Origin of the sequence: Nostocoides australiense Ben110 (genome assembly GCF_001050535.1) — a bacterium.
In the GTDB taxonomy this organism is placed as follows: Bacteria; Actinomycetota; Actinomycetes; order Actinomycetales; family Dermatophilaceae; genus Nostocoides_A; species Nostocoides_A australiense.
Genome location: NZ_HG764815.1, coordinates 3,408,524 through 3,410,526 on the forward strand (window position 1 = coordinate 3,408,524; position 2,003 = coordinate 3,410,526).

The following is a 2,003-nucleotide window of genomic DNA, read 5'->3' on the forward strand; positions in this document are numbered from 1 at the left end:
GCGGTCGGTGATCCGCTCCAGGAGGTAACGGTCGTGGGAGACGACGACGAGGGTGCCGGCCCAGCCGTCGAGCAGGTCCTCCAGTGCCGTCAGGGTGTCGATGTCGAGGTCGTTGGTCGGCTCGTCGAGCAGCAGGACGTTGGGTTCGTCGAGCAGGACGCGCAGGATCTGCAGGCGCCGCCGCTCGCCGCCGGACAGGTCACCGACGCGCGCCTGCTGCCGCGGGCCGGGGAAGCCGAGGCGCTTGGCCAGGCTGGAGGCGCTGACCGGCTTGCCGTCGAGGATGGTCGAGGCGCGCACCTGTTCGATCGCCTCGATGACCTTCAGCCCGGCCAGCTTGTCCAGTTCGCGGACCTCCTGGCTGACGACACCGATCCGCACGGTGACCCCGACCTTGCGCTTGCCGGAGTCGAGCGGCTGGCGGCCGGCGAGCACATTGAGGACGGTCGACTTGCCGGCGCCGTTGACGCCGACGAGCCCGATCCGCTCCCCCGGCGCCAGCTGCCAGGTCACCCGCGCGAGGATCGGCAGGTCGCCGAATGCCAGGGACGCGTCGTGCAGATCGATGACGTCCTTGCCGAGCCTGGCGGTCGCGAAGCGCATCAGTTCCACCGAATCGCGCGGCGGCGGCTCGTCGTCGATCAGTGCCGAGGCGGCGTCGAGGCGGAACTTCGGTTTGCTCGTCCGGGCGGGGGCGCCGCGCCGCAGCCAGGCAAGTTCCTTGCGCAGCAGGTTGTTTCGCCGCTCCGCGGTCACCTGGGCGATGCGGTCGCGCTCCGCTCGAGCCAGGACGTATGCGGCATACCCACCCTCGTAGGACTCCACCCGTCCGCCGACGACCTCCCAGGTCTCGGTGGCCACCGCGTCGAGGAACCACCGATCGTGGGTGACGACCGCGAGGGCCCGGTCGGGGCGCGCCCAGGTGCCCGCGAGGTATGCCGCGAGCCACGCCACGCCCTCCACGTCCAGGTGGTTGGTGGGTTCGTCGAGGAGCAGCAGGTCGGCGTCGGCGACGAGGGCGGCGGCGAGGGCGAGGCGGCGGCGTTCGCCGCCGGACATCGACCCGACGACGGCGTCCAGTCCGCCGAGCGCGCCGGCGCGGTCGTCACCGAGCAGGCCCGTGAGCACTTCGCGGATGCGCGGCTGGCTCGCCCACTCGTGCTCGTCCAGCTCGCCGAGCACGACCTGGCGCACCGTGGCGGCGGGGTCGAGGGTGTCGTCCTGGGCGACCTGCGCGATGCGCAGGGAGCCGTTGTGCGTGATGCGGCCGGAGTCGATGCGGCGGGTCTTGGCCAGCACCCCGAGGAGGGTCGACTTGCCTCCGCCGTTGGCGCCGACGACCCCGACCCGGTCGCCGGTGTTGATGCCGAGCGAGATGTCGTCGAGGACGGCGACAATCCCCGAGTGAACGGTGACCCGTTCGATATTGACGAGATTGGCCATCAGCGGCAGGTCGCCACCTCGACCGGACCCACGGCGGCCGGCCCATGAGCCTTGCGCACATCGGCGGCCGCCCCGGACGCGGTCAAGGACACGGCCAGGTCGATGGCCGACTCGGCGTCCCGGCACAAGAAGGCCAGCGTCGGACCGGAGCCGGACACGATGCCGGCCAGCGCGCCGAACGACAGGCCGGCCTCGAGGACCCCGGCCAGGGCGGGCTGCATGGACAGGGCGGCTTCTTGCAGGTCGTTGCCCATGGCGTCCGCGACTACCTCGGCATTGCCGAAGCTCAGGGCCGCGAGCAGGTCGGCGCTCGGCTCGGGCTGCGGCACCGGCGCGGCACCGCGGAGGCGGTCGCACTCGGCATACACGGCCGGCGTGGACAACCCCTCGTCGGAGAGGGCGAACACCCAGTGATAGGTGCCCCGCGTCGCGGTCGGCACCACGCGTTCGCCCCGGCCGCCGCCCAAGGCGGTGCCGCCGGCGAGGAGGAAGGGGATATCGCTGCCCAAACCGGCCGCGATCGCGGCCAGCTCGGCCGGCGACAGGTCGAGCCCCCACAG

Annotated in this window: 1 protein-coding gene and 1 pseudogene; both read right to left on the reverse strand. The window is 72.4% G+C overall.

Going from position 1 to position 2,003, the window contains the following annotated elements; all coding sequences use genetic code 11:
- A partial coding sequence (locus tag BN11_RS16580) for an ABC-F family ATP-binding cassette domain-containing protein (RefSeq protein ID WP_048699459.1) occupies nt 1–1,443 on the reverse strand: 1,443 nt, incomplete at its 3' end.
- Nucleotides 1,443–2,003, reverse strand: a pseudogene (locus BN11_RS16585) (4-(cytidine 5'-diphospho)-2-C-methyl-D-erythritol kinase); the annotation flags it as partial. The pseudogene BN11_RS16585 and the gene BN11_RS16580, both read right to left, overlap by 1 nt.